The organism is Archangium sp., from assembly GCF_045802675.1.
GTDB lineage: Bacteria > Myxococcota > Myxococcia > Myxococcales > Myxococcaceae > Archangium.
This window is the reverse complement of the sequence record NZ_JBJMQO010000137.1, coordinates 60,729-80,513: the sequence shown is the minus strand read 5'-3', so window position 1 is coordinate 80,513 and position 19,785 is coordinate 60,729. Positions and strand designations below refer to the sequence as shown.

General features: G+C 69.5%; 19 protein-coding genes. 13 read left to right on the top strand and 6 right to left on the bottom strand.

The window, feature by feature from the left end:
* Window positions 1–35 precede the first annotated feature (35 nt).
* Entirely contained in the window at window positions 36–1,613 is a 1,578-nt protein-coding gene (locus tag ACJ8AN_RS37875) for a sigma 54-interacting transcriptional regulator (protein ID WP_407760480.1), read from the bottom strand.
* Between the two features lie 225 nt (window positions 1,614–1,838).
* Here ACJ8AN_RS37875 and ACJ8AN_RS37870 point away from each other — a divergent pair, with 225 nt between their 5' ends.
* The 4 genes from ACJ8AN_RS37870 to ACJ8AN_RS37855 all read left to right on the top strand — a co-directional run bounded on the left by ACJ8AN_RS37870 (window position 1,839) and on the right by ACJ8AN_RS37855 (window position 4,278).
* On the top strand, window positions 1,839–2,393 hold the full coding sequence (locus ACJ8AN_RS37870) for a peroxiredoxin (RefSeq protein ID WP_407760479.1): 555 nt from the start codon (window positions 1,839–1,841) through the stop codon (window positions 2,391–2,393).
* 6 nt (window positions 2,394–2,399) lie between these two features.
* The gene (locus ACJ8AN_RS37865; protein ID WP_407760478.1) at window positions 2,400–2,927 is read left to right on the top strand and encodes a carboxymuconolactone decarboxylase family protein; all 528 of its coding nucleotides are present in this window, start codon (window positions 2,400–2,402) and stop codon (window positions 2,925–2,927) included.
* A gap of 116 nt (window positions 2,928–3,043) precedes the next feature.
* Window positions 3,044–3,520 (top strand): DNA starvation/stationary phase protection protein Dps, encoded by a 477-nt coding sequence (gene dps / locus ACJ8AN_RS37860; RefSeq protein ID WP_407760477.1) that lies wholly within the window; start codon window positions 3,044–3,046, stop codon window positions 3,518–3,520.
* A gap of 116 nt (window positions 3,521–3,636) precedes the next feature.
* Window positions 3,637–4,278 (top strand): hypothetical protein, encoded by a 642-nt coding sequence (locus tag ACJ8AN_RS37855; protein WP_407760476.1) that lies wholly within the window; start codon window positions 3,637–3,639, stop codon window positions 4,276–4,278.
* 32 nt (window positions 4,279–4,310) lie between these two features.
* Here ACJ8AN_RS37855 and ACJ8AN_RS37850 read toward each other — a convergent pair whose 3' ends face one another.
* The 3 genes from ACJ8AN_RS37850 to ACJ8AN_RS37840 all read right to left on the bottom strand — a co-directional run bounded on the left by ACJ8AN_RS37850 (window position 4,311) and on the right by ACJ8AN_RS37840 (window position 9,240).
* On the bottom strand, window positions 4,311–4,685 hold the full coding sequence (locus tag ACJ8AN_RS37850; protein ID WP_407760475.1) for a hypothetical protein: 375 nt from the start codon (window positions 4,683–4,685) through the stop codon (window positions 4,311–4,313).
* Between the two features lie 116 nt (window positions 4,686–4,801).
* On the bottom strand, window positions 4,802–7,039 hold the full coding sequence (locus ACJ8AN_RS37845; RefSeq protein WP_407760474.1) for a prolyl oligopeptidase family serine peptidase: 2,238 nt from the start codon (window positions 7,037–7,039) through the stop codon (window positions 4,802–4,804).
* Window positions 7,040–7,137: 98 nt separating this feature from the next.
* The gene (locus ACJ8AN_RS37840; RefSeq protein WP_407760473.1) at window positions 7,138–9,240 is read right to left on the bottom strand and encodes a M13 family metallopeptidase; all 2,103 of its coding nucleotides are present in this window, start codon (window positions 9,238–9,240) and stop codon (window positions 7,138–7,140) included.
* Between the two features lie 262 nt (window positions 9,241–9,502).
* Here ACJ8AN_RS37840 and chrA point away from each other — a divergent pair, with 262 nt between their 5' ends.
* Entirely contained in the window at window positions 9,503–10,684 is a 1,182-nt protein-coding gene (chrA, locus tag ACJ8AN_RS37835; RefSeq protein ID WP_407760472.1) for a chromate efflux transporter, read from the top strand.
* Between the two features lie 91 nt (window positions 10,685–10,775).
* Here chrA and ACJ8AN_RS37830 read toward each other — a convergent pair whose 3' ends face one another.
* On the bottom strand, window positions 10,776–10,937 hold the full coding sequence (locus ACJ8AN_RS37830; protein WP_407760471.1) for a hypothetical protein: 162 nt from the start codon (window positions 10,935–10,937) through the stop codon (window positions 10,776–10,778).
* 155 nt (window positions 10,938–11,092) lie between these two features.
* On the opposite strand from ACJ8AN_RS37830, the gene ACJ8AN_RS37825 reads away from it, so the two are divergent.
* Window positions 11,093–11,530 carry a VOC family protein gene (locus ACJ8AN_RS37825; protein WP_407760470.1) on the top strand — a complete coding sequence of 146 codons (438 nt, stop codon included), beginning with the start codon at window positions 11,093–11,095 and terminating at the stop codon, window positions 11,528–11,530.
* Between the two features lie 12 nt (window positions 11,531–11,542).
* Here the strand turns inward: ACJ8AN_RS37825 and ACJ8AN_RS37820 are convergent, their stop codons facing one another.
* Entirely contained in the window at window positions 11,543–12,352 is an 810-nt protein-coding gene (locus ACJ8AN_RS37820) for a glutathione S-transferase family protein (RefSeq protein ID WP_407760469.1), read from the bottom strand.
* A gap of 309 nt (window positions 12,353–12,661) precedes the next feature.
* Between ACJ8AN_RS37820 and ACJ8AN_RS37815 the strand changes: the two genes are divergently transcribed.
* From ACJ8AN_RS37815 to ACJ8AN_RS37785, 7 genes are all read left to right on the top strand, one after another.
* The gene (locus tag ACJ8AN_RS37815) at window positions 12,662–13,468 is read left to right on the top strand and encodes a hypothetical protein (RefSeq protein WP_407760468.1); all 807 of its coding nucleotides are present in this window, start codon (window positions 12,662–12,664) and stop codon (window positions 13,466–13,468) included.
* A gap of 25 nt (window positions 13,469–13,493) precedes the next feature.
* The gene (locus ACJ8AN_RS37810; protein WP_407760467.1) at window positions 13,494–13,946 is read left to right on the top strand and encodes a hypothetical protein; all 453 of its coding nucleotides are present in this window, start codon (window positions 13,494–13,496) and stop codon (window positions 13,944–13,946) included.
* Window positions 13,947–13,974: 28 nt separating this feature from the next.
* Entirely contained in the window at window positions 13,975–14,571 is a 597-nt protein-coding gene (locus ACJ8AN_RS37805; protein WP_407760466.1) for a TetR/AcrR family transcriptional regulator, read from the top strand.
* A gap of 59 nt (window positions 14,572–14,630) precedes the next feature.
* Window positions 14,631–15,770, top strand: coding sequence for an alpha/beta fold hydrolase (locus ACJ8AN_RS37800; RefSeq protein ID WP_407760465.1), 1,140 nt, complete (start codon window positions 14,631–14,633; stop codon window positions 15,768–15,770).
* Window positions 15,767–16,666, top strand: coding sequence for an alpha/beta fold hydrolase (locus ACJ8AN_RS37795; RefSeq protein WP_407760464.1), 900 nt, complete (start codon window positions 15,767–15,769; stop codon window positions 16,664–16,666). The genes ACJ8AN_RS37800 and ACJ8AN_RS37795 overlap by 4 nt, the downstream gene beginning before the upstream one ends.
* Window positions 16,667–16,730: 64 nt before the next feature.
* Entirely contained in the window at window positions 16,731–17,996 is a 1,266-nt protein-coding gene (locus ACJ8AN_RS37790) for a pyridoxal phosphate-dependent aminotransferase (RefSeq protein ID WP_407760463.1), read from the top strand.
* A gap of 198 nt (window positions 17,997–18,194) precedes the next feature.
* Complete coding sequence (locus ACJ8AN_RS37785) at window positions 18,195–19,745, top strand: hypothetical protein (RefSeq protein WP_407760462.1); 1,551 nt, start codon at window positions 18,195–18,197, stop codon at window positions 19,743–19,745.
* Window positions 19,746–19,785: the final 40 nt, after the last annotated feature.

The following is a 19,785-nucleotide window of genomic DNA, read 5'->3' as shown; positions in this document are numbered from 1 at the left end:
GGGGGTTGCGTGGGGGGAACAGCTCGACTCCCCTCCTATTTCGCCACGTACTGCTCCAGCCGGGCGATACCCAACTTCTTCATCCGGCTCTGCAGCGTGGACGGTTTGAGACCCAACAACGCCGCGGCGCCGCCGGGGCCGTAGATTCGCCCCTGCGTGAGCGTCAGCACGCGGAGGATGTGCTGACGCTGCACCTCCTCCAGCGTGGCCACCGCGCCCTCGCTCAGCGGCGGGGGCTCCACGGCCGCCTTCGTCCCCGGCACGCGCAGGGGCACGTCGAAGGCCTCGGCGCCCAGCTCCGGCTTGCGCGACAGGATGGTGGCGCGCTCCAGCGCGTTGGCCAGCTCGCGGATGTTGCCCGGCCAGTCGTATGCCGCGAGCCGGGCGATGCCCTCGGGCGTCACCTTCATGCCCCGACGCCCGGTGCGCTTCGCCTGCTCCTCCAGGAGGAACGCGCACAGCAGCGGCAGGTCCTCCAGCCGCTCGCGCAACGGGGGCAGCCGCAGCGGGAAGACACTCAGCCGGTAGTACAGGTCCTCGCGGAAGCGCCGCTGGGCAATGGCCTGCTGAAGGTCCACGTGCGTGGCGGCGAGAATCCGCACGTCCGCGCGCACCGTCCTGTCACTGCCCACCGGCTCGAAGGTCTTCTCCTGCAGGGCGCGCAGCAGCTTGGCCTGCAATTCCACGGGCAGCTCGCCCACCTCGTCGAGGAAGAGCGTGCCCCCGTGCGCCATCTGGAAGCGCCCGGCCCTGTCCCTCGTGGCCCCGGTGAAGGCCCCCTTCACGTGGCCGAACAGCTCGCTCTCCAGCAGCCCCGCGGGAATGGCCGCGCAGTTGAGCGTCACGAAGGGCCCCTCGGCCCGGGCGCTCCAGCGGTGCACCGCCCGCGCCAGCCGCTCCTTGCCCGTGCCCGTCTCGCCCAGCAGCAGCACCGGCGTGTCCGTCTCCGCCACCTGCCGCCCCCGCCTCGCCAGCTCGCGCACCGCCGCGCTGCGCGAGGTCTCCAGCACCCCCACCTCGTCCCCGCCCAGCTGCGCCTCCAGCAGCCGCGCGTGCTCGTGCTCCCGCCGGTGCAGCCGCTCGAAGGTGCTCTTCTGCTCGGCCTGCTGGAGCGCCGTGGCCAGCATCTGCCCGTACACCTCCACCAGGTCCACCACCGCCTGCGGGTACGTCTCGCACTCGGTGCGGTCCAACGTCATCAGCCCGTAGCAGCGCTCCCCCGCGCACAGCGGCACCACCATGCACGAGTGTCCCGGCGGCAAATCCAGCACCCCGTCGAACGGGTCCCCCTCCCCGTGCGCGTGCTCCTCCTCGGTGAAGGCGCGGGCCCGGCGCGCTTCCAGCGTCTGGCGCAGCGTGGGGAAGTCGGCCAGCCGCAGCTCGTGGCGCCGCACCTTCTCCGAGGCCAGCGGCCCGCGCGCCGCCACCGACACCAGCTTGCCTTCTCGCAGCAAGAAGATGTTGGCGAGGTCGAAGCGCACCACCCGGGTGAGCCAGTCCAGCCCCCGGCGCAGCAGCTCCGCCACCGCCTCCTCCGAGGCCGCCAGCTCGATCAGGTCCCGAGCTTCCCCGCGCAATTCGGCCCGCGTCACCGCAACGATGTCATCCGCCATGCGTCGGTTTAAATAACCGGAGTGCCACCGAAATGTCAGTGGCGCCGGGCACCGATATTTCGGTATGCACCGAAATGGGAGCCCCGTCCGGGGAATGGGCAGCAGTCAACCCTTCGGAATCACAGGTGGAGTTTCCCTGGCACGGACGCTGCTCTCGGTAGTACGCGAAGACACCCTGTCCGGTCCGCCAGCAAGCGGGCCTCAACCCCCAAGGAGTCGAATCACATGCTGACCGTTGGCGACAAGCTTCCCGCGTTCAACCTCACCTCGGTGGTGAGCCTGGAGAAGGGCAAGGAGTTCCAGGAGATCAACCAGGACACCTACAAGGGCAAGTGGCTGGTCATCTTCGCCTGGCCCAAGGACTTCACCTTCATCTGCCCGACGGAGATCGCCGAGTTCGGGAAGAAGAACAAGGACTTCCACGACCGCAACGCGCAGGTGCTCGGCCTGAGCACCGACAGCGAGTACGTGCACCACGCCTGGCGCACGCACCACCCGGACCTCAAGAACCTGCCCTTCCCGATGCTGGCGGACATCAAGCGCGAGCTGTGCGCGGGCCTGGGCATCCTGCACAAGGACGCGGGCGTGGCGCTGCGCGCGACCTTCATCGTGGACCCCCAGGGCATCATCCGCCACGTGTCGGTGAACGACCTGTCGGTGGGCCGCAACGTGAGCGAGACCCTGCGCACCCTGGACGCGTTCCAGACGGACGAGCTGTGCCCCTGCAACTGGCAGAAGGGCGAGGAGACGCTCACCAAGAAGCTGGCGAAGGCGGGGTAACACGCCATGCCGACGCTCGAGGACATTCGAGGTGAGCTGGCGGAGGTCCACAAGGACACCCGCCTGAACCTTCAGTCGGTGCTCCAGGTGGAGAGCCTCAACCCCGAGCAGCGCTGGGGGGTGGCGGTGGGCTGTGCCTTCGCGGCCCGCAACGAGCGGCTCAAGCAGGCCCTCCTCCACGAGGCCCGCGAGGCCCTGGGCAACACGGCCGAGGCCGTCATCGAGGACGCGCGCGCCGCGGCCTCGCTGATGGGGATGAACAACATCTACTACCGGTTCCGCCACATGGTGGAGAAGGAGGCCTACGCCACCAAGCGGCCGGGCCTGCGGATGAACCGGATGATGCAGGTGCTCACCAACAAGGTGGACTTCGAGCTGATCTGCCTGGCGGTGAGCGCCATCAACGGCTGCGAGACGTGCGTGCAGTCGCACGAGCGCGTCGTCCTCGAGGGCGGTATCTCCGAGGACCAGGTGCACGACGCCATCCGCATCGCGGCGGTCATCCACGCCGCGGCGGTGGGTCTCGAGTCGTAGTCGTCGCGCTTCACGCTGACTTCAGACGCGCCCTCCGGTGGAAACGCCGGGGGGCGCGTCACTTTCCGGACCCGCGCATCCGACTCTCCATCACGACAGAGAAAGGAAACCCAGCCATGTACCGCAGCCCGAGCCCCCTCTCCGAGCAGACCCGCACCGCCGTCTCCGCCACGCTCAACGAGCGCCTGGCCGACGGGTTGGATCTGCACAGTCAAATCAAGGTCGCCCACTGGAACATCAAGGGCCCGCAGTTCGCGGCGCTCCACCCGCTCTTCGAGACGTTCGCGGTGAGCCTGGCCAACCACAACGACTCGGTGGCCGAGCGCGCCGTGACGCTGGGAGGCAGGGCGTACGGCACCACCCGCCACGTGGCCAAGACGAGCCGCCTGCCGGACTACCCGCAGGAGACCTCGAAGGACCTGGAGCACGTGCGGCTGCTGGCCGAGCGCATCGAGACGTACCTCACCGGCGTGCGCGAGGGCCGCAAGGTGGCCGAGCAGCACCAGGACACGGACACGGTGGACCTGCTCACCGGCATCATCACAGAGTTCGAGAAGCACGCCTGGTTCCTGCGCGCCTCGCTCGAGAGCTGAGGCTCACGCCCCCGGGGGCACTGTCGCCTGGGCGATGCGCTGCCCCCACCGGGATGACCTGCCTTCCCGTGACGGGCTAACCTTCGTGTGACGAGTCGAACGCGAGGAGCCATGTCATGGGAGGCCAGGATTCACCCCGCCCACAGGACGTTCCACCCGAGGGCCCGCGGCACGAGTCCTCGGAGCTGCGCGCGGTGAACGCACAGGCGGCCCCGGGCGGAGACAAGCGCTCGCTGACCGACGCGGAGAAGCAGCTGCTGCGCGGGGTGTTCGGCGAGGGCATCGCCTACGGACCCGTGCGCCTGGTGCGGATGGCGCAGATCATCGCCGGCATCAACGGCAGCCGGGCCTTCGTGCTGGGCAACACCCTCAACCTCCCCACCGCCGACTACGACGCCCTGGGGCGCGGGGAGCGGGCGTGGCTGCTCGTCCACGAGTGCACCCACATCTGGCAGTACCAGCACCGCGGCTGGGGCTACGTGGCCGAGGCGCTGTGGGCCCAGGGCTTCGGCGACGGCTACGACTACGTGAAGGCGCTGCGCGCGGGCACGCCGTGGCGGAAGATGAACCCCGAGCAGCAGGCCCAGCTCATCCAGGACGCCTGGTGGGGCCGGTACTTCGAGGCCCCCGGCGCGCGCTTCGGCGTGGTGGGCAAGAAGGGCGAGGTCGTCCGCCCCGGCCATGCACCCCCCGAGGGTTTCACCGACTCCACCTCCGTGCTCACCACCGCCCTGGAGGAGCTCCGCGAGCCTGCCTGAGCCCCCTCACGGTGGACGGGTGCGCCCTGGGGCTACTGCTCCGGCGCCTGCTTCGTCGGCCCCTCGTCGATGACCTCGGAGTTACCATTCATCTCGATGCCATACGGCTCGTCGGAGTCCCTCTTGATGCTCCGCTCCACGTCCGAGGCGGTCCGCGTCACGGTGTTGCCCGGGGCTTCCTCGGGGGACCAGATCTGCCCATCGTCCGTCATCACCGCGCGGCCGGGGGCACCGGTGGCCTCGCCCATGTAGACGGTGGGGGCATCCATCCGGTCCAACTGCGCCCGCTTCACCTCGTTCTCGAGGAACTGCATGGAGGGCTCATCGCCTTCCTGCGCCGACTCGTCGTGGATACAACCCCAGAGACTGAGTGCAGCGGTAGCGGCCAGCAGGGTAAGCGTCTTCATGGGGCATCTCCTTGTCCGGGTCTTCTCTAGACAGATGGGATGCCCTCCAGTCCGGGGCAAGGGAGCGAGCGGGTACTCGGGGGATGGGCCCGTAGACCCGCTCGCATCCTCAGGACTCAGCGGGTCTGGTCACCCGCGATGGCCTGATCCCCGTCCAGGCCCATCTGGTGCAGCGAGAAGGCCCAGAGGTCGGAGTATTCCTCGATGATCTTGCTCGTGGGCTTGCCCGCGCCGTGGCCCGCCTTGGTCTCGATGCGGATGAGCACCGGGGCCTCGCCGGTCTGCGCCGCCTGGGCGGCCGCGGTGAACTTGAAGCTGTGGCCCGGCACCACGCGGTCATCGTGGTCCGCGGTGTGGACGAGCATCGCGGGGTAGCGCGCCGGCTTCAGGTTGTGCAGCGGCGAGTAGGCGTAGAGCGCCTTGAACTCCTCCGGGTTCTCCGAGGAGCCGTAGTCGCTCGTCCACGCCCAGCCGATGGTGAACTTGTGGAAGCGCAGCATGTCCATCACGCCCACGCCCGGCAGGGCCACGCCAAACAGGTCCGGACGCTGCGTCACCGCCGCACCAATCAGCAGGCCTCCGTTGGAGCGGCCGCTGATGGCCAGGCGCGGGGTGGAGGTGTACTGGTTGGAGATGAGCCACTCGCCGGCGGAGATGAAGTCGTCGAAGACGTTCTGCTTGCGCAGCTTCGTGCCGGCCTCGTGCCACTCGCGGCCGTACTCGCCACCGCCGCGCAGGTTGGCCACGGCGTAGACGCCGCCCCGCTCCATCCACACCAGGTTGGCCACGCTGAAGGCCGGCGTCATGGAGGCGTTGAAGCCACCGTAGCCGTAGAGCAGCGTGGGGTTCGTCCCGTCCAGCTTCAGCCCCTTCTTGTGGCTGATGAACATGGGGACGCGGGTGCCATCCTTGCTCGTGTAGAAGACCTGCTTCGTCTCGTACTGCGACGCGTCGAACTTCACCTTCGGCGCCTTGAACACCTGGCTCTGCGCCTTCTTCAGGTCGTAGCGGTAGATCGTGGTCGGCGCGTTGTAGCTGGTGTACGCGTAGAAGGTCTCCGTGTCCTCGCGCTTGCCACCGAGGCCGTAGACGGTGCCGAGGCCGGGCAGCGACACCTCGCCCACGGGCTTGCCGTCACGCGAGTACAGGCGCACCTGGGAGTGCGCGTCCTTCATCACGTTGACGATGAACTGCTCGTTGACGAGGCTCACCGAGGAGACGGTCTCCTCGCCCTGGGGGATGACCTCCTTCCAGTTCTTGCGCTCCGGCTTGCGCAGGTCGACGGCCAGGATGCGGCCGCGCGGCGCGTCCAGGTCCGTCTTGAACCAGAAGGTCGTGCCGTCGTTGCCGATGAGCTCGTACTCCGCATCCCAGTCCTTGATGAGCTCGACGACCTTGGCCTTGGGGTCCTTGAGGTCCTTGTAGAAGACGAGGTTCTTCGGCTCGGTGCCGTGCGTCACGCTGATGACGAGGTAGCGCCCGTCATCGGTGACCGAGCCCCCGAAGCCCCACTCCTTCTGGTCCTTGCGCTCGTAGACGAGGGTGTCCTCGCTCTGCGCGGTGCCCAGCTTGTGGAAATAGAGCTTCTGGTAGTAGTTGGCGCCGCTCATCGCCTCGGCGGCCTTGGGCTCGTCGTAGCGGCTGTAGAAGAAGCCCTTGCCGTCGCGCGTCCACGAGGCGCCGGAGAACTTCACCCACTTGACGACGTCCGGCAGGTCCTTGCCGGTGCGCACGTCGCGCACGCGGAACTCCATCCAGTCACTGCCCGCGGTGGCCACGCCATAGGCCAGCAGGTTGCCATCCTGGGTAATGGCCGTGCCGGAGAGCGCCACCGTGCCGTCGGTGGACAGCGTGTTCGGATCCAACAGCACCCGGGGCTCGGCCTCGAGCGAGTCGGCCGTGTAGAGCACGTACTGGTTCTGCAGGCCGTTGTTGCGGTTGAAGAAGTAGCGGGAGCCCTCGCGCCAGGGAACGCCGTACTTCTCGTAGTCCCACAGCTCCGTCATCCGCTGCTTGATTTGAGCGCGGGCGGGAATCTTCTCCAGATAGTCGAAGGTGAGCTTGTTCTCGGCGTCGATCCACTGGCGGGACTCGGGGGAGTCCGGGTTCTCCAGCCAGCGGTAGGGATCGGCCACCTGGGTGCCGTGGTAGTCCTCCACCACGTCGCCCTTGAGCGCGGCCGGGTAGGCCAGGCGCGCGGGAGCCTGGGGCTGGGAGGGAGTGGAAGCGGTGGCCCCGGAAGCAGGAGCCTGGGTCGACGCGCTGGGGGCCTGGGCCTCCAGCTGCGCCGGAGCGTGGCTGCAGTGCGTGAGCCAGAGGGCGCACGCAGCGGCGGACAGAGAGCGGATTCGCATGGTGGCGCGCGAACCTACCAGCCCGGGGGCGTATTTCCGAAAAGCGGCATGACTCGCCGCGTCGGAAGCGCCCCCGGGTGCGCGCCCTCAGAAGAGGCTCACCAGATCTTCACGCGCTTGTCGGGGGGCAGGTACGCGCCGTCGCCTTCCTTCACCCCGAAGGCCGAGTAGCACTCGGGCAGGTTGCGCACCACGCCGTTGACGCGGTACTCGCCGGGCGAGTGCGGATCCGTGAGCAGCTGCTGACGGAGCGCATCGTCGCGGTTGAGCGTGCGCCACACCTGGGCCCAGCCGAGGAAGAAGCGCTGGTCCGCGGTGAAGCCCTCGATGACGGGGCTCTCCTTGCCACCGAGCGACATCTTGTAGGCCTTGAGGGCCACGGTGAGGCCGCTCAGGTCGCCGATGTTCTCGCCCAGCGTCAGCTTGCCGTTGACGTTGAGGCCCTGCAGCGGGCTGAAGGCGCTGTACTGGTCGGCGAGCATGCCGGTGCGCTGCTGGAAGGCCGCCTTGTCGTCGGCGGTCCACCAGTCGCGCAGGTTGCCATCGCCGTCGGAGCGGGCGCCCTGGTCGTCGAAGCCGTGGCTGATTTCGTGGCCGATGACGCCGCCGATGGCGCCGTAGTTCACGGCATCCTCCGCCGCGGGATTGAAGAACGGGGGCTGGAGGATGGCGGCCGGGAAGACGATCTCGTTCATCGTCGAGCTGTAGTAGGCATTCACCGTCTGCGGCGTCATGCCCCACTCGAGCCGGTCGATGGGCTTGCCGAGCTTGTCCACCATGCGGCGGAACTCGACCTCGCTGGAGCGCTTCACGTTGCCCACCAGGTCGCTCTTGTCGACGGTGAGCGCGGAGTAGTCCTTCCACTTCTCCGGGTAGCCAATCTTCACGTTGAACTTCGCCAGCTTGGCCTTGGCCTGCGCCTTGGTGGCGGGGCTCATCCACTCGAGCTGGTCGATGCCCTTGTCGAACGTCACCCGCAGGTTCTTCACCAGCTGCTGCATGCGGGCCTTGCTCTCGGGGGAGAAGTTGCGCTCCACGTAGAGCTTGCCGAGCACCTCGCCCAGCGCGCGGTCCACCGTCTCCACGCCGCGCTTCCAGCGGGGGCGGTTCTCCTCGAGGCCCTGGAGCGTCTTGCCCTCGAAGACGAAGTGGGCCTGCTCGAAGGGGCTGCTCAGCAGGGGCGCGTACTCGTCGAGCACCTTGAAGGTGAGGTACGTCTTGAGCGTGGGCAGCGGCGTGCTGGCCAGCAGCGCGTCCAGGGACTGGAAGTAGTCCGGCTGGCGGACGATGACGGCCGACGTCTTGTCCTCGCCCACGGCCTTGAGGAAGCGGCTCCACGAGAAGCCCGGCGTGAGCTTGTCCAGCTCGGCCACGCTCTTGAGGTTGTAGGTGGCCTCGCGGTCGCGGTTGCGCACGCGGTCCCAGTGCTTCTCCGCCAGCGAGGTCTCCAGCGCGAGAATCGCCTTGGCCCCGCCCGCCGGATCCTCGTCACCCGCGAGCCGCAGCAGCGTCTCGATATAGGTGAGGTACGCGGCGCGCGTCTCGACGAAGCGCGGCTCCTGCTTGGAGTAGTAGTCGCGATCCGGCAGACCGAGCCCGCTCTGGCTGGCGTAGACGATGTAGCGCTCCGCCTGCTTCGCGTCCTGGCCCACGTAGGTGGCGAAGGGCGTCTGCACGCCCAGGCGGGCCAGGGCGGCGAACAGCTCGGGCAGCTCCTGCTTGTCCTTGAGCGCGGCGACGCGGTCGAGCTCCGGGCGCACCGGCGAGAAGCCGAGCGACTCGATGCGCGCCGTGTCCATGAAGCTCTGGTAGAGGTCGCCCACCTTCTGCGCGTCGGAGCCGGCCTTGTTGTCCTTGGCGGCGGCCTCCTCGATGAGGGTGCGCAGCGCGGCCTCGCTCTTGTCGCGCAGCTCGATGAAGGAGCCGTAACGGCCCTTGTCCGCGGGAATCTGGGTCGTCTTGATCCACTTGCCGTTGACGTAGCGGAAGAAGTCGTCCTGCGGGCGCACGTTGGGGTCGAAGTTCTTCGTCTCGACGCCGAGCGCGGGGCCCATGTTGCGAGCGGCGGCCTCGCGCTCCTCGCGCTCGCGCTCCTCGTCATTGTCGAAGAGGTTGCCGGTGCGGGCCGCGCACCCCAGGAGGAGGCAGGCACCGAGCGTGCCGGCAGCCCAGGAATTACGGAGGAACTTCATGCTGTTCATGCGTTCTCGCTGTGCTGAGTCAGGTGAGACGAAGGCAGGTAACCCCGGGAGCGGTGGGGCATTCCCCGAGACGCGCCGGATTCCACCTCCCTTCGGCGGCGCGAATGCTGCCCGAGCCGGGAGCGCAGCGTCCACCCTCCCCCAGTGCGCCCCCCTCGCGACACGGAGCGTCGTGACAGACTTCTGATGTCACCCCGCGCCCGCTTCCTGCTACGCAGCGGCGCGGGGCCTCGGCGGCTCCCCATGACGCACGGAGACGAACGTGACCGAGGCGACGCACCCGCCACCGCACGAGGCAGCCACCCGGGCCAACGCCCTGCGCGAGTTGGCGCTGCTCTTCCTGCGGCTGGGGACGACGGCCTTCGGTGGCCCGGCGGCCCACATCGCGCTGATGGAGGACGAGGTCGTCCGGCGCCGCCAGTGGCTCACGCGCGAGGAGTTCCTGGATCTGCTCGGAGCCGCCAACCTCATCCCCGGACCGAACTCGACGGAGCTGGCCATCCACATCGGCCACCGGCGCGCGGGCTGGAGCGGGCTGGTGGTCGCGGGCACCTGCTTCATCCTCCCCGCGTTCCTCATCGTGTCCGCCATGGGCTGGGTGTACACGCGCTACGGCCAGCTGCCGCAGGTGGGGCACCTGCTCTACGGCGTGAAGCCCGTCATCATCGCCGTGGTGCTCCAGGCCATCTGGGGACTGACGCGCGGCGCGGTGAAGACGCGGCTGCTCGCGGCGGTGGGCGTGGCGTGCGTGGCGCTCGGCTTCCTGGGCGTGAATGAGCTGCTCCTGCTGCTGCTCGCGGGCGGCTTCGTGGCGCTGTGGCGGAGGGTGGCTCGGAGACGCGCGGGCGGAGGAGTGCCCCCGGCGATGATGCTGCTCCCGGGACTGCCCCTGGGCGGCGGAGCGGTGGCGGCGACGGCGGCGTCGGGGTTCAACCTCGGAGGCCTGTTCCTCTTCTTCCTGAAGGTGGGCTCCATCCTCTACGGCAGCGGCTACGTGCTGCTGGCCTTCCTGCGCGCGGACCTCGTGGAGCGCTGGGGCTGGCTCTCCGAGGCACAGTTGCTCGACGCGGTGGCGGTGGGCCAGGTGACGCCCGGGCCCGTCTTCACCACGGCCACCTTCATCGGCTACGTGCTGGGAGGGCCCTCGGGCGCGGTGGTGGCCACCGTGGGCATCTTCCTGCCCGCCTTCTTCTTCGTCGCGGTGAGCGGGCCCCTGGTGCCTCGCATGCGCCGCTCGTGGGTGGCCGGGGCCTTCCTCGATGGCGTCAACGTGGCCTCGCTCGCGCTCATGGCCAGCGTCACCTGGCAGCTCGGGCGCGCCGCGCTCGTGGACGTGTGGACGGTGGGGCTCGCGCTCGCCAGCGCCGTGCTGCTCATCCGCTACCGCGTCAACTCCGCGTGGCTCGTGCTCGGTGGCGCGGCGGTGGGTCTGCTGGTGGGGTGAGGGGGAGCCCGAGGTCCCGGGCTCCCAGCGCCTCACCGCGCACTCACGTCGGCGCGAGACGTGGCGCCTTCATCCGCGACTCACGGAGCCGTTACCACGGACAGACGACGCAGTGGTTGTTGATATCCCAGCACATGTCCTCCGCGCAGGGGGCCGGGGGAGCTGCGGGCTTCGTGAACGCGCGCGCCGCCGTGGCGCCACCGAACAGACCCGCGAGGAACACGGCCACCACCACCAGGCTCTTCTTCGACATGAGCGACTCCAGGGGGAATTGCCAGCCACCAGAGGCTGGGCTCGCCAACACACTGCGTGCAAGCCTCCTATGTCAATAAGTGAAAGCCCGACTGGAGCGGGGGGCGATGGCGCGGGGATGACAGCGTTGGAAGATTCGCGCGCGAGGAGGCAGACATGACGGTGCGACCGATCCCCGAGGGCTACCGGACCCTCACTCCCGGAATGAGCGTGCGCGGCGCGAACAAGGCCGTGGACTTCTTCAAGCGCGCGTTCGGTGCGGAGGAGCGCCATCGCTTCACCCTGCCGGATGGCACGCTCATCCAGGCCGACATGCAACTCGGTGACTCGAACTTCGTGGTCGGCGAGGTGATGCCCGGCACGCAGCCCCGGCAACTCCACGCGCAACTCTTCGTCGAGGACTGCGACGCGATGGTTCAGCGCGCCGTGGAAGCCGGCGCGACGCTGAAGGAGCCGGTGACGCTGAAGTGGTACGGCAACCGCACCGGCCGGATCATCGATCCCTTCGACAACGAGTGGCTCATCTCCACGCGCGTGGAGGACGTCAGCGACGAGGAGATGCGCCGCCGCTTCGAGGCGATGACCCGGCGCTGAGCCCACCCGGCCTCAGCCGTTCGCGGCCTCCGCGCGTGCGCTGAAACCCCGGGCCACGCGCCGGCGGTCTTCCTGGTAGCGCCGCAGCAACCACTGGCCCGCGGGCCTCGCCAGCACGGCCGCGCGAAACCCGGCGATCTCCGGCGGCACCACCTCTCCGGGCTGCACCGCGTACGGCGAGCCCTCGGCCGCCACCAGCGGACTGAAGAGCGACGCCGCCGTGATGTCCGCGATCGACAGGGACGCGCCCACCAGGTAGCGCGACGGGTCTCCCTGAATCTCGCGCTCCAGCCGGTCCAGGCCCTCCAGGATCTTCACCCGCGACTCCTCCACCTTGTGAGGCGTCAGCGTGTACTGGCGCCGGATGCCCCACTTGATGAGCGGGAACAACGCATGCCCGAACAGCCGCAACGGCAGCGGGAACGCGCCGAACATGAGCGGCTTGACGTCCGCGCCACTGGTGAAGAGCGTCGAGTACACCCAGCGGCGCACGTGCTTGCCCGCCTCGTCGAAGTACGCCTCCAGCTCGAGCACCCGCTCGCGCTCGGGCCCCGAGGCGGGAATCAGCGCGGGCGTCGATGGATGCGCCTGCTCCAGGTGCAGGGCGATGTCCGTGGAGTCGCTGACGACGGTGCCCCCGTCCACCAGCACGGGCACGGTGCCGCGCTGGCCCTTCGTCAGGCGCTTCGTCACCTGCCGATGCGGGCCGGGCAGCAGGTTCTCGATGCGGTAGGAGAGCCCCTTGGCATCGAGGTTCCAGCGGGTCTTCTCGCAGTAATGGGAGATGGGGAACTGGTACAGCGCGATATCGGAGGGGGCCATGTCGGAAGTCTGGTGAGGAGGGGCAAGGCCCGCGCGACAACGGTCGAGCTCATCCCCCCGGTTGAGAGCGCCGGGAGCATGCCGTCTTCACGCCCTCCGGTACAACCGCCCGAGCCGCCCTCCAGCCACTCCCCGTGATGGATGGACCGTCGCGACGCCACCGCCCCGTCGCTGTGCAACCCCATGCACGGACTCGCGGCACGGGCCTCGCTCCTTCGCGGGTTTGCACGCGGGCACGCGGGTTGCTCTTCCGTGCCTCCGTCCGGGGCCCTTGTACAGCCGGGTGCCCCTCAGCGGAGAATGCCCCCCATGAAAATCCACGCCAGCCTCGCCCTCCTCCTCCTCGCCACCGCCTGCGGCCGGGAGTTGCCCACGCAGGAGGAGATCGACGACGCGAAGTCCCGGGTGGACCTCGCCGTGCACGCGGCCCACCAGGCGCGCGTGGCGCTCGAGGTGCTCGGCATCCTCCCCGTCTACACCTGCGGCGAGCCGCGCCGCACCTTCGTGGGCCGCACCACCGAGGGCGCCCAGACGAAGGTGGCCTGCGTCACCGCCACCTCCAAGGCAGTAGACGACTCCTCGGACGCAGTGGAGCTCACCTTCCCCGAGTCCGGCTGCTCGGTGAACGGGCACACCGTGTCCGGCCAGACGGCCTTCCTCTACCAGGGCGGTGAGGAGCGGATGGACGTCTTCGCCGACCTGCACAAGCTGACGGTGGACGGCCACACGCTCCAGGCCAAGGTGGGCTACGGCACCTGCGGCGACGAGAAGCGCTTCTGGACCGAGGCCTCGGGCGCTCTGCCGGAGCGGGCCGGGAGCAGCTACAGCGTGGACGGGCGGGTGGGCCTGCGCGATGGCCTGCCCATCATCGGCGGCACCACGCTCGTGTTCGACGGGCCGGCCGAGGTGTCCGGGCCCCTGGGCACCGACCGCATCACCTTCACCGAGCTCCAGTACGCCGTGGGCGAATTCCTGCCCAAGAAGGGCCAGGCCCTCATCGAGACGGCCCAGGGCCGCCGGGTGAAGGTGGACTTCAGCGAGGTGCTCTGGCGCCTGGGCAAGGTGGAGGTGGAGATCGACGACAAGGCCCCGGTGACGGTGCCCATCGTGCGCTGACGCGGTCCGAGGTAGATTCGGCGGCATGAATCCCCCCGATTCCCGCCCCTCCCGTGGTCTGCTCGCCCGCGCCCTCAAGAAGGTCGGCGAGCTCACCCACCCCGAGACCCGCTCGGGCAAGGTCTTCGCCAAGGCCGAGCGGGGTCTCACGAAAGTGGCCGCGCGCCTCGCCCAGAGCCCCTCCTTCCTGCGCGTCAGCGGCGGCCTCATGCGCCGCGGCTTCACCCAGCAGATCCGCCGCACCTCGATGATGGAGAAGACGCTGCACTCGCTGCGCGTGCCCACCTCCTCCGAGGTCGATGCCCTGCGCAGCCAACTGCGCCGCATGGGCGACCAGGTGGAGGCGCTCGGCTCGCAGCTCGAGCACGTCGTCGAGCTGCTCGAGCGCCAGGAGCAGCCCCAGGCCCCCACCGCCTCCGAGGCCCCTCCGGCCTCCGCTCCCGCGCCCCGCCGCCGCCGGGCCTCCCCCGTCCGGTAGAGAGCGCGGCGCCCCTGAAGGGTCCCCCATGCCCCGGACGCCGCAACAGAACCAGCTCCTGAAGCAGGAGCGGCGCGGCGCGCTGCTGAAGGCCGCGCGCGAAGTGTTCGCTCGCAAGGGGCTGGCGGCCAGCAAGATGACGGACCTGGCGGCGGCCGCGGGCATCAGCTACGGGCTCGTCTACCACTACTTCCCGGACAAGGAGTCCGTGTTCGCCGCACTGGTGGAGGAGGCCGTGCAGGAGGGCCTCCAGCTCATCACCGCGGCACGGCAGGGGCCCGGCACGCCCTGGGAGCAGCTCCACGGGGTGTGCGCCCGGCTGTTGGAGCGCGTCCGGGAGGAGCCCTCGGTGCCCCTCATCCTCGTGCAGGCGTACGCCGGCGAGAGCGCCCCCGGCCCGGTGGAGGAGGCCCTGGCCCGCTACAGCACCCGGTTCTTCCAGCAGTTGGTGGAGCTGCTCGAGGCCGGACAGCAGGCGGGCCAGGTGGTGGACGTGCCGGCCCCGGAGCTCGCGAGGACCCTGCTGGCCACCGTCCAGGGGCTCGCGCTGACCCAGCTGCTGCCCCAGCTGGGCGGCACGCCCTTCCCCTCGGCCGGCACCGTGCTGAGGCTCTTCAAGCCCTGAGGCCCCAATCGGGCCGCGCCGCGCTATGGTAGCGCGCACCTGTCTCCCGGAGCCCCATCGTGAATCGGCCCGCCCAAGCCTTCCAGCGGATCCGCTCGTTCGTCTCGTCCCAGGTCGACGTCTCGCGCTCGCTCGCGCAGGCCCTGCAGGACCGCTCCATCAACCCCTACCCGTACCTCAAGCCCCTCTTCGAGAAGGCCGCCGGAGTCCGCGAGCCGCCCATCAGCCCCACCCCGCACACGGTGGTGCACACGCGCGGCACCATGCGCCTGCTGCGCTACGCCGCGCCCCGGCGCCGCTACCGCACGCCCATCCTCTTCGTCTATTCGCTCATCAACCGCTGGTACATCCTCGACTTCCTGCCCGGCCGCAGCCTCATCGAGTACCTCACCCGCCAGGGCTATGACGTCTACGCCATCGACTGGGGCCTGGCCGGGGTGGACGAGCAGAACCTCACCCTGAGCGAGCTGCTCGGCGGGCACCTGCGCAGCGCCGTGCGCTGGACGCAGCGGGTGAGCGACAGCGAGGACGTGACGCTCTACGGCTACTGCATGGGCGGCACCATGTCACTGGCCTATGCCGCGCTCCACCCCGAGGGCATTCGCAACCTGGTGGTGCAGGCCACCCCGGTGGACTTCAGCCACGGCGGCATCTACTCGCTGTGGACGAAGGAGCGGCACTTCGACGTGGACTCGCTGGTGGACGCCTACGGCAACGTGCCCCCGTACGTGCTGGAGAGCGGCTTCTTCATGGCCGGCCCCGTGCAGCGCATCACCAAGTGGTTCGAGCTGTGCCGGCAGATCGACGATCCGGCCTTCGTCACCACCTTCCTCGCGATGGAGCGCTGGGGCTCGGATGCCGTGCCCTTCCCGGGCGAGGTCTACCGGCAATTCATCCGCGACTGCTACCAGCAGAACCTCTTGTGCCAGAACCGCATGGAGGTGGGCAGCGAGCGCGTGGACCTGGGCAGCATCCACTGCCCCGTGCTCAACGTCATCGCGGAGCAGGACAACATCGCCCCGCCAGCCATGAGCGAGCCACTCCAGGGCCTGCTGGTGGGCACGCGGGACCGCGAGACGATGCGCTTCCCGGTGGGCCACATCGGCCTGTCGGCGTCCAGCAAGTCCCCGACGAAGGTGTGGCCGAAAATCGACGCGTGGATGGCACAGCGCTCGCGGACGATGGAGGAAGGCGCATGAACGAGGCGCGAGTACAGGAGGGCACGGTGCTGTCTCGGGAAGGCTCCATCCGGCTGCGCGATGGGCGCAAGCTGGCCTACGTCGAGTCCGGCAACCTCGAGGGCATGCCGGTCGTCTTCCTGCACGGCAACCCGGGCTCGCGCTTCATGCGGCACCCGGACGACGCGCTCACGGCGAGCCTGGGCGTGCGGCTCATCGCCCCGGACCGGCCGGGCTACGGGCTGTCGGACTTCAAGAAGGGCCGCACCCTGCTGGACATGCCGGCGGACATCGAGCAGCTGGCCAACGAGCTGGGGCTGGGCCGCTTCGCGGTGATGGGCGTGTCCGCGGGAGGCCCCTACGTGGCGGCCTGCGCGTACCGGCTGGGCGAGCGGCTCACGGGAGCGGCCATCGTCTCGGGCTCGGCGCCCTTCAACCGCAGCGGGGCCATGGCAGGTGTCAACCGGGACTACCGGGCCGCCTACAACATGGCCATGTGGCCGGGCTGGCTGCTGGACCCGGTGATGCGCCTGCACGACCAGACGGTGCGCCGCAAGCCCGAGCGCGCGCTGGAGACGCTGATGCGCGAGTGCTCGGCGGATGACCGGGCGGTGCTGTCGGATCCGAGGATCGCCGCGCAGGTGAAGGGCTTCCGCTTCGAGGCCTCGCGCCAGGGCGTGCAGGGGATGATTCAGGAAGCGAGGCTGCTCACCTCGCCGTGGGGCTTCCCGCTCGAGGACATCCGCGGCCCGGTGCACCTCTGGTACTGGGAGGGGGACTCCATCGTGCCGCTGCAGATGGGGCGCTACCTGCACGCGCGCATCCCCAACACGGTGCTCCACTTCCTGACGGGCGGAGGGCACTTCGCCCTCTATTCCCACTGGAAGGACATCCTCGCCACACTGGTGCGCGGCTGACGGGTCCGCGGGCAAGGCTCCGCTTCCTCGTGAGGCGGAGCCCGTCCTCCGCTAGCGTAGGGGGGTGAGCGACGACATTTCCCTGCCAGCGTTCCGTACCGTGCCTCGCACGGGCGTCATCTACGTCACCGCCGAGGCCATGCGCCGGGGCTACCGGGCCGGCGACCCCGAGTGGTGCAACCTCGGCCAGGGCCAGCCCGAGACAGGCGACCTGCCCGGCGCCCCGCCGCGCATCGGCAGCGTCACCATCGACGTGAACGACCTGGAGTACGCCCCCGTGGCCGGCCTCTGGGAGGTGCGCGAGGCCATCGCCTCCCTCTACAACCGCCTCTACCGGCGCGGCCTGCCCAGTCAGTACAGCGCCGAGAACGTCTCGCTCTCCGGCGGCGGCCGCGCGGCCCTCACCCGCGCCGCGGCGAGCCTCGGCACCGTCAACCTCGGCCACTTCCTCCCGGACTACACCGCGTACGAGGAGCTGCTCGACGTCTTCAAGGCCTTCACCGCCATCCCCATCCTCCTCGAGGGCGAGCGCGGTTACGCCTTCACCCACGAGGACCTGCGCCGCGAGGTACAGGGCCGCGGCCTCTCCGCCCTCCTCTTCTCCAACCCATGCAACCCCACCGGCAAGCTCGTGCAGGGCGACGAAATGGCGCGCTGGGTGTCCGTGGCCCGAGAGCTCGAGTGCACCCTGCTCATCGACGAGTTCTACTCGCACTACGTCTGGACGGGCCGCCCCGGCCAGTTGCCCGTGGAGAGCGCCGCGCGCTACGTGGAGGACGTCAACAAGGACCCCATCGTCCTCTTCGACGGCCTCACCAAGAACTGGCGCTACCCGGGCTGGCGCATGACGTGGACCGTGGGCCCCCGCCAGGTGATTGACGCCGTGTCCAGCGCGGGCAGCTTCCTCGACGGCGGTGGCAGCCGGCCCCTGCAGCGCGCCGCCATTCCGCTGCTCGACGAGCAGACCGTGGTGAAGGAGACGCTCGCCATCAACAACCACTTCCGCGAGAAACGCGATCGCTTCCACTCGCGCCTGGAGCGGCTGGGTATCCGCACGGACCGCTCGCCCGATGGCACCTTCTACGTCTGGGGCAACGTGGCCGGACTGCCCGCGCCGCTCAACGACGGCATGGGCTTCTTCCGCGCCGCGCTCGAGCAGAAGATCATCACCGTGCCCGGCGAGTTCTTCGACGTGAACCCCGGCAAGCGCCGCGCCCGCCCCTCGCGCTTCCGCAGCTACGTGCGCCTGTCCTTCGGACCCTCCATGGAGGTGCTGGAGAAGGCCCTGGGCCGGATTGAGGCCCTCGTGCTGCGCCACACCGCCGGTTAGCCCCCACCGCATGGGGCGCGGGCACGCCCCGGAATGCACGCCAGGCCGGCTGCCCTGGAGGCATACGGCCTCGAGAAAAATCACGTCACGCGCCGCGCTCACAAATGGCGGCCCGGAAACTCCATGTGGGGCGAGTGGCGCGGAGCGCAAAACCGCACCGCCCGCTCATTACTTCCCACATACCTACGGAGCATCCGAATGACGATGATGAAGTGGAACGAGGACGAGACGCGCCGACTGATCCTCGGACAGATGGTGTCGCTGATCGACGGTGTGAGGACGTCCGCCATCCGCTCCAGCACCGGGAAGTTCCGCAAGCAGGAGCCCATCTCCGTCTTCCGCCCCCAGACGCTCCAGGAGCTGATGGCCCTGGTGGACGCGGACCTGGACAAGCTCGTCGCCGAGCACGGCCAGCTCCGCGACTTCGCGGAAGCCATGCGCGCGCTGCTGCAAAAGCTGCCCACCGCCAGCCCCCGCGAGATGTACGACGCGGTGATGGACGCCTCGGAGCAGTGGCTCGGCGACGTGGCGGACGAGGACGCCGACGGCCTGCGCACCGACCTGCAGCACCCCTCGCAGCTCGAGGAGGTCGCCCTGCTCATCGACGACCTGCGCCGCGAGCGCCGCAAGCCCACCCGCCGCGAGAAGCTCGCCATCCACATGGCGCACGAGGAGCTCGCCAACGGCGCCCGCGTGCACCTGCCCTACAAGCCCCTGCCCGTCCCGGGCTTCGGCGACACGCAGACGAACATGTCCATCACCGATCCGGGCGAGGGCCACCTCGCGGGCACCACCACCCGTGACGAGTGGATGCACGGCGTACTCGTCCACGTGGAGCACCTGGAGCGCGGACACCAGGATCGCGAGTCGGTGGAGTCCTACCGGATTCCGCGCATCCTCAACGTGGCCAGGGTGCGGCTGCACGTGGCCGGGCGCGCGCCCGTCACCAGCTTCATCGGCCGCCCCATGTTCGACAGCGGCAAGTTCCACCTGGACCTGTGGAAGACGGTGCAGACCATGGCCGGCACCTGCACCGCCATGTTCCAGCTCGGTGTCTCCGAGTGCAAGGTCGCCATGGATCGCATGACGGCCTCGCAGATCGTCGAGTTCATGCGCAGCCTGCGCAGCAACATCCTGCGCGACGCGCGCACACAGCTTCTCTCCGCCGCCTTCAACCTCAACACCCCCATCGTGGATGACCGCAACGGCGGCTCGCGCGTGGTGGCGGCGCGCAAGGAGCTCGGCCTGCTCGGCATCGAGCTCGTCAAGGAGGGCGGCTTCGACAAGGTGACGTGGGACGGCTCGGCGGACACGTACCCCAGTGTCCCGGTGATGGAGCAGCTCACCCACGCCGAGGCGCTGGAGCTCGTCCACCGCGCGCACGAGCGCGGGCTGCGCACCTACTTCTCCGCCGGCTTCCGCTTCCCCCACATCCCGCTGGCCGTCTACACCGGCGTGGACGGCGTGGGCATCGGCGGCGCTCAAATCCTGCGCTACATGGACTCGCGCACCGGCTACCACGGCCCCTTCCAGCCGGAGAACATCACGCGCATCCTCGCCATCCGCGACGAGGCCGCGCGCAGCCCCCTGGGCCGTGCCGCCGCCCTGCTCGCCCGGCTCGACTGGCTGCACTCCCAGGGCCGCCTGGACGAGCGCCAGGAGCAGTACCGCACCGCGCTGTACGAGGCCCTGTCCCGCCAGCAGGTGGACGGCGTGCTCGAGCTGGCCGCCGATCAACCCGCGGCCTGAGGCACCCCCTCGCTCAGGTGAAGACCCGGCGGGCCCGCCG

Excerpts from the sequence above, each read along its gene's own strand:
- ACJ8AN_RS37875 (WP_407760480.1), bottom strand. The coding sequence starts at position 1,613 with ATGGCGGATGACATCGTTGCGGTGACGCGGGCCGAATTGCGCGGGGAA.
- ACJ8AN_RS37870 (WP_407760479.1), top strand. The coding sequence starts at position 1,839 with ATGCTGACCGTTGGCGACAAGCTTCCCGCGTTCAACCTCACCTCGGTG.
- ACJ8AN_RS37865 (WP_407760478.1), top strand. The coding sequence starts at position 2,400 with ATGCCGACGCTCGAGGACATTCGAGGTGAGCTGGCGGAGGTCCACAAG.
- dps (WP_407760477.1), top strand. The coding sequence starts at position 3,044 with ATGTACCGCAGCCCGAGCCCCCTCTCCGAGCAGACCCGCACCGCCGTC.
- ACJ8AN_RS37855 (WP_407760476.1), top strand. The coding sequence starts at position 3,637 with ATGGGAGGCCAGGATTCACCCCGCCCACAGGACGTTCCACCCGAGGGC.
- ACJ8AN_RS37850 (WP_407760475.1), bottom strand. The coding sequence starts at position 4,685 with ATGAAGACGCTTACCCTGCTGGCCGCTACCGCTGCACTCAGTCTCTGG.
- ACJ8AN_RS37845 (WP_407760474.1), bottom strand. The coding sequence starts at position 7,039 with ATGCGAATCCGCTCTCTGTCCGCCGCTGCGTGCGCCCTCTGGCTCACG.
- ACJ8AN_RS37840 (WP_407760473.1), bottom strand. The coding sequence starts at position 9,240 with ATGAACAGCATGAAGTTCCTCCGTAATTCCTGGGCTGCCGGCACGCTC.
- ACJ8AN_RS37830 (WP_407760471.1), bottom strand. The coding sequence starts at position 10,937 with ATGTCGAAGAAGAGCCTGGTGGTGGTGGCCGTGTTCCTCGCGGGTCTG.
- ACJ8AN_RS37825 (WP_407760470.1), top strand. The coding sequence starts at position 11,093 with ATGACGGTGCGACCGATCCCCGAGGGCTACCGGACCCTCACTCCCGGA.
- ACJ8AN_RS37820 (WP_407760469.1), bottom strand. The coding sequence starts at position 12,352 with ATGGCCCCCTCCGATATCGCGCTGTACCAGTTCCCCATCTCCCATTAC.
- ACJ8AN_RS37815 (WP_407760468.1), top strand. The coding sequence starts at position 12,662 with ATGAAAATCCACGCCAGCCTCGCCCTCCTCCTCCTCGCCACCGCCTGC.
- ACJ8AN_RS37810 (WP_407760467.1), top strand. The coding sequence starts at position 13,494 with ATGAATCCCCCCGATTCCCGCCCCTCCCGTGGTCTGCTCGCCCGCGCC.
- ACJ8AN_RS37805 (WP_407760466.1), top strand. The coding sequence starts at position 13,975 with ATGCCCCGGACGCCGCAACAGAACCAGCTCCTGAAGCAGGAGCGGCGC.
- ACJ8AN_RS37795 (WP_407760464.1), top strand. The coding sequence starts at position 15,767 with ATGAACGAGGCGCGAGTACAGGAGGGCACGGTGCTGTCTCGGGAAGGC.
- ACJ8AN_RS37785 (WP_407760462.1), top strand. The coding sequence starts at position 18,195 with ATGACGATGATGAAGTGGAACGAGGACGAGACGCGCCGACTGATCCTC.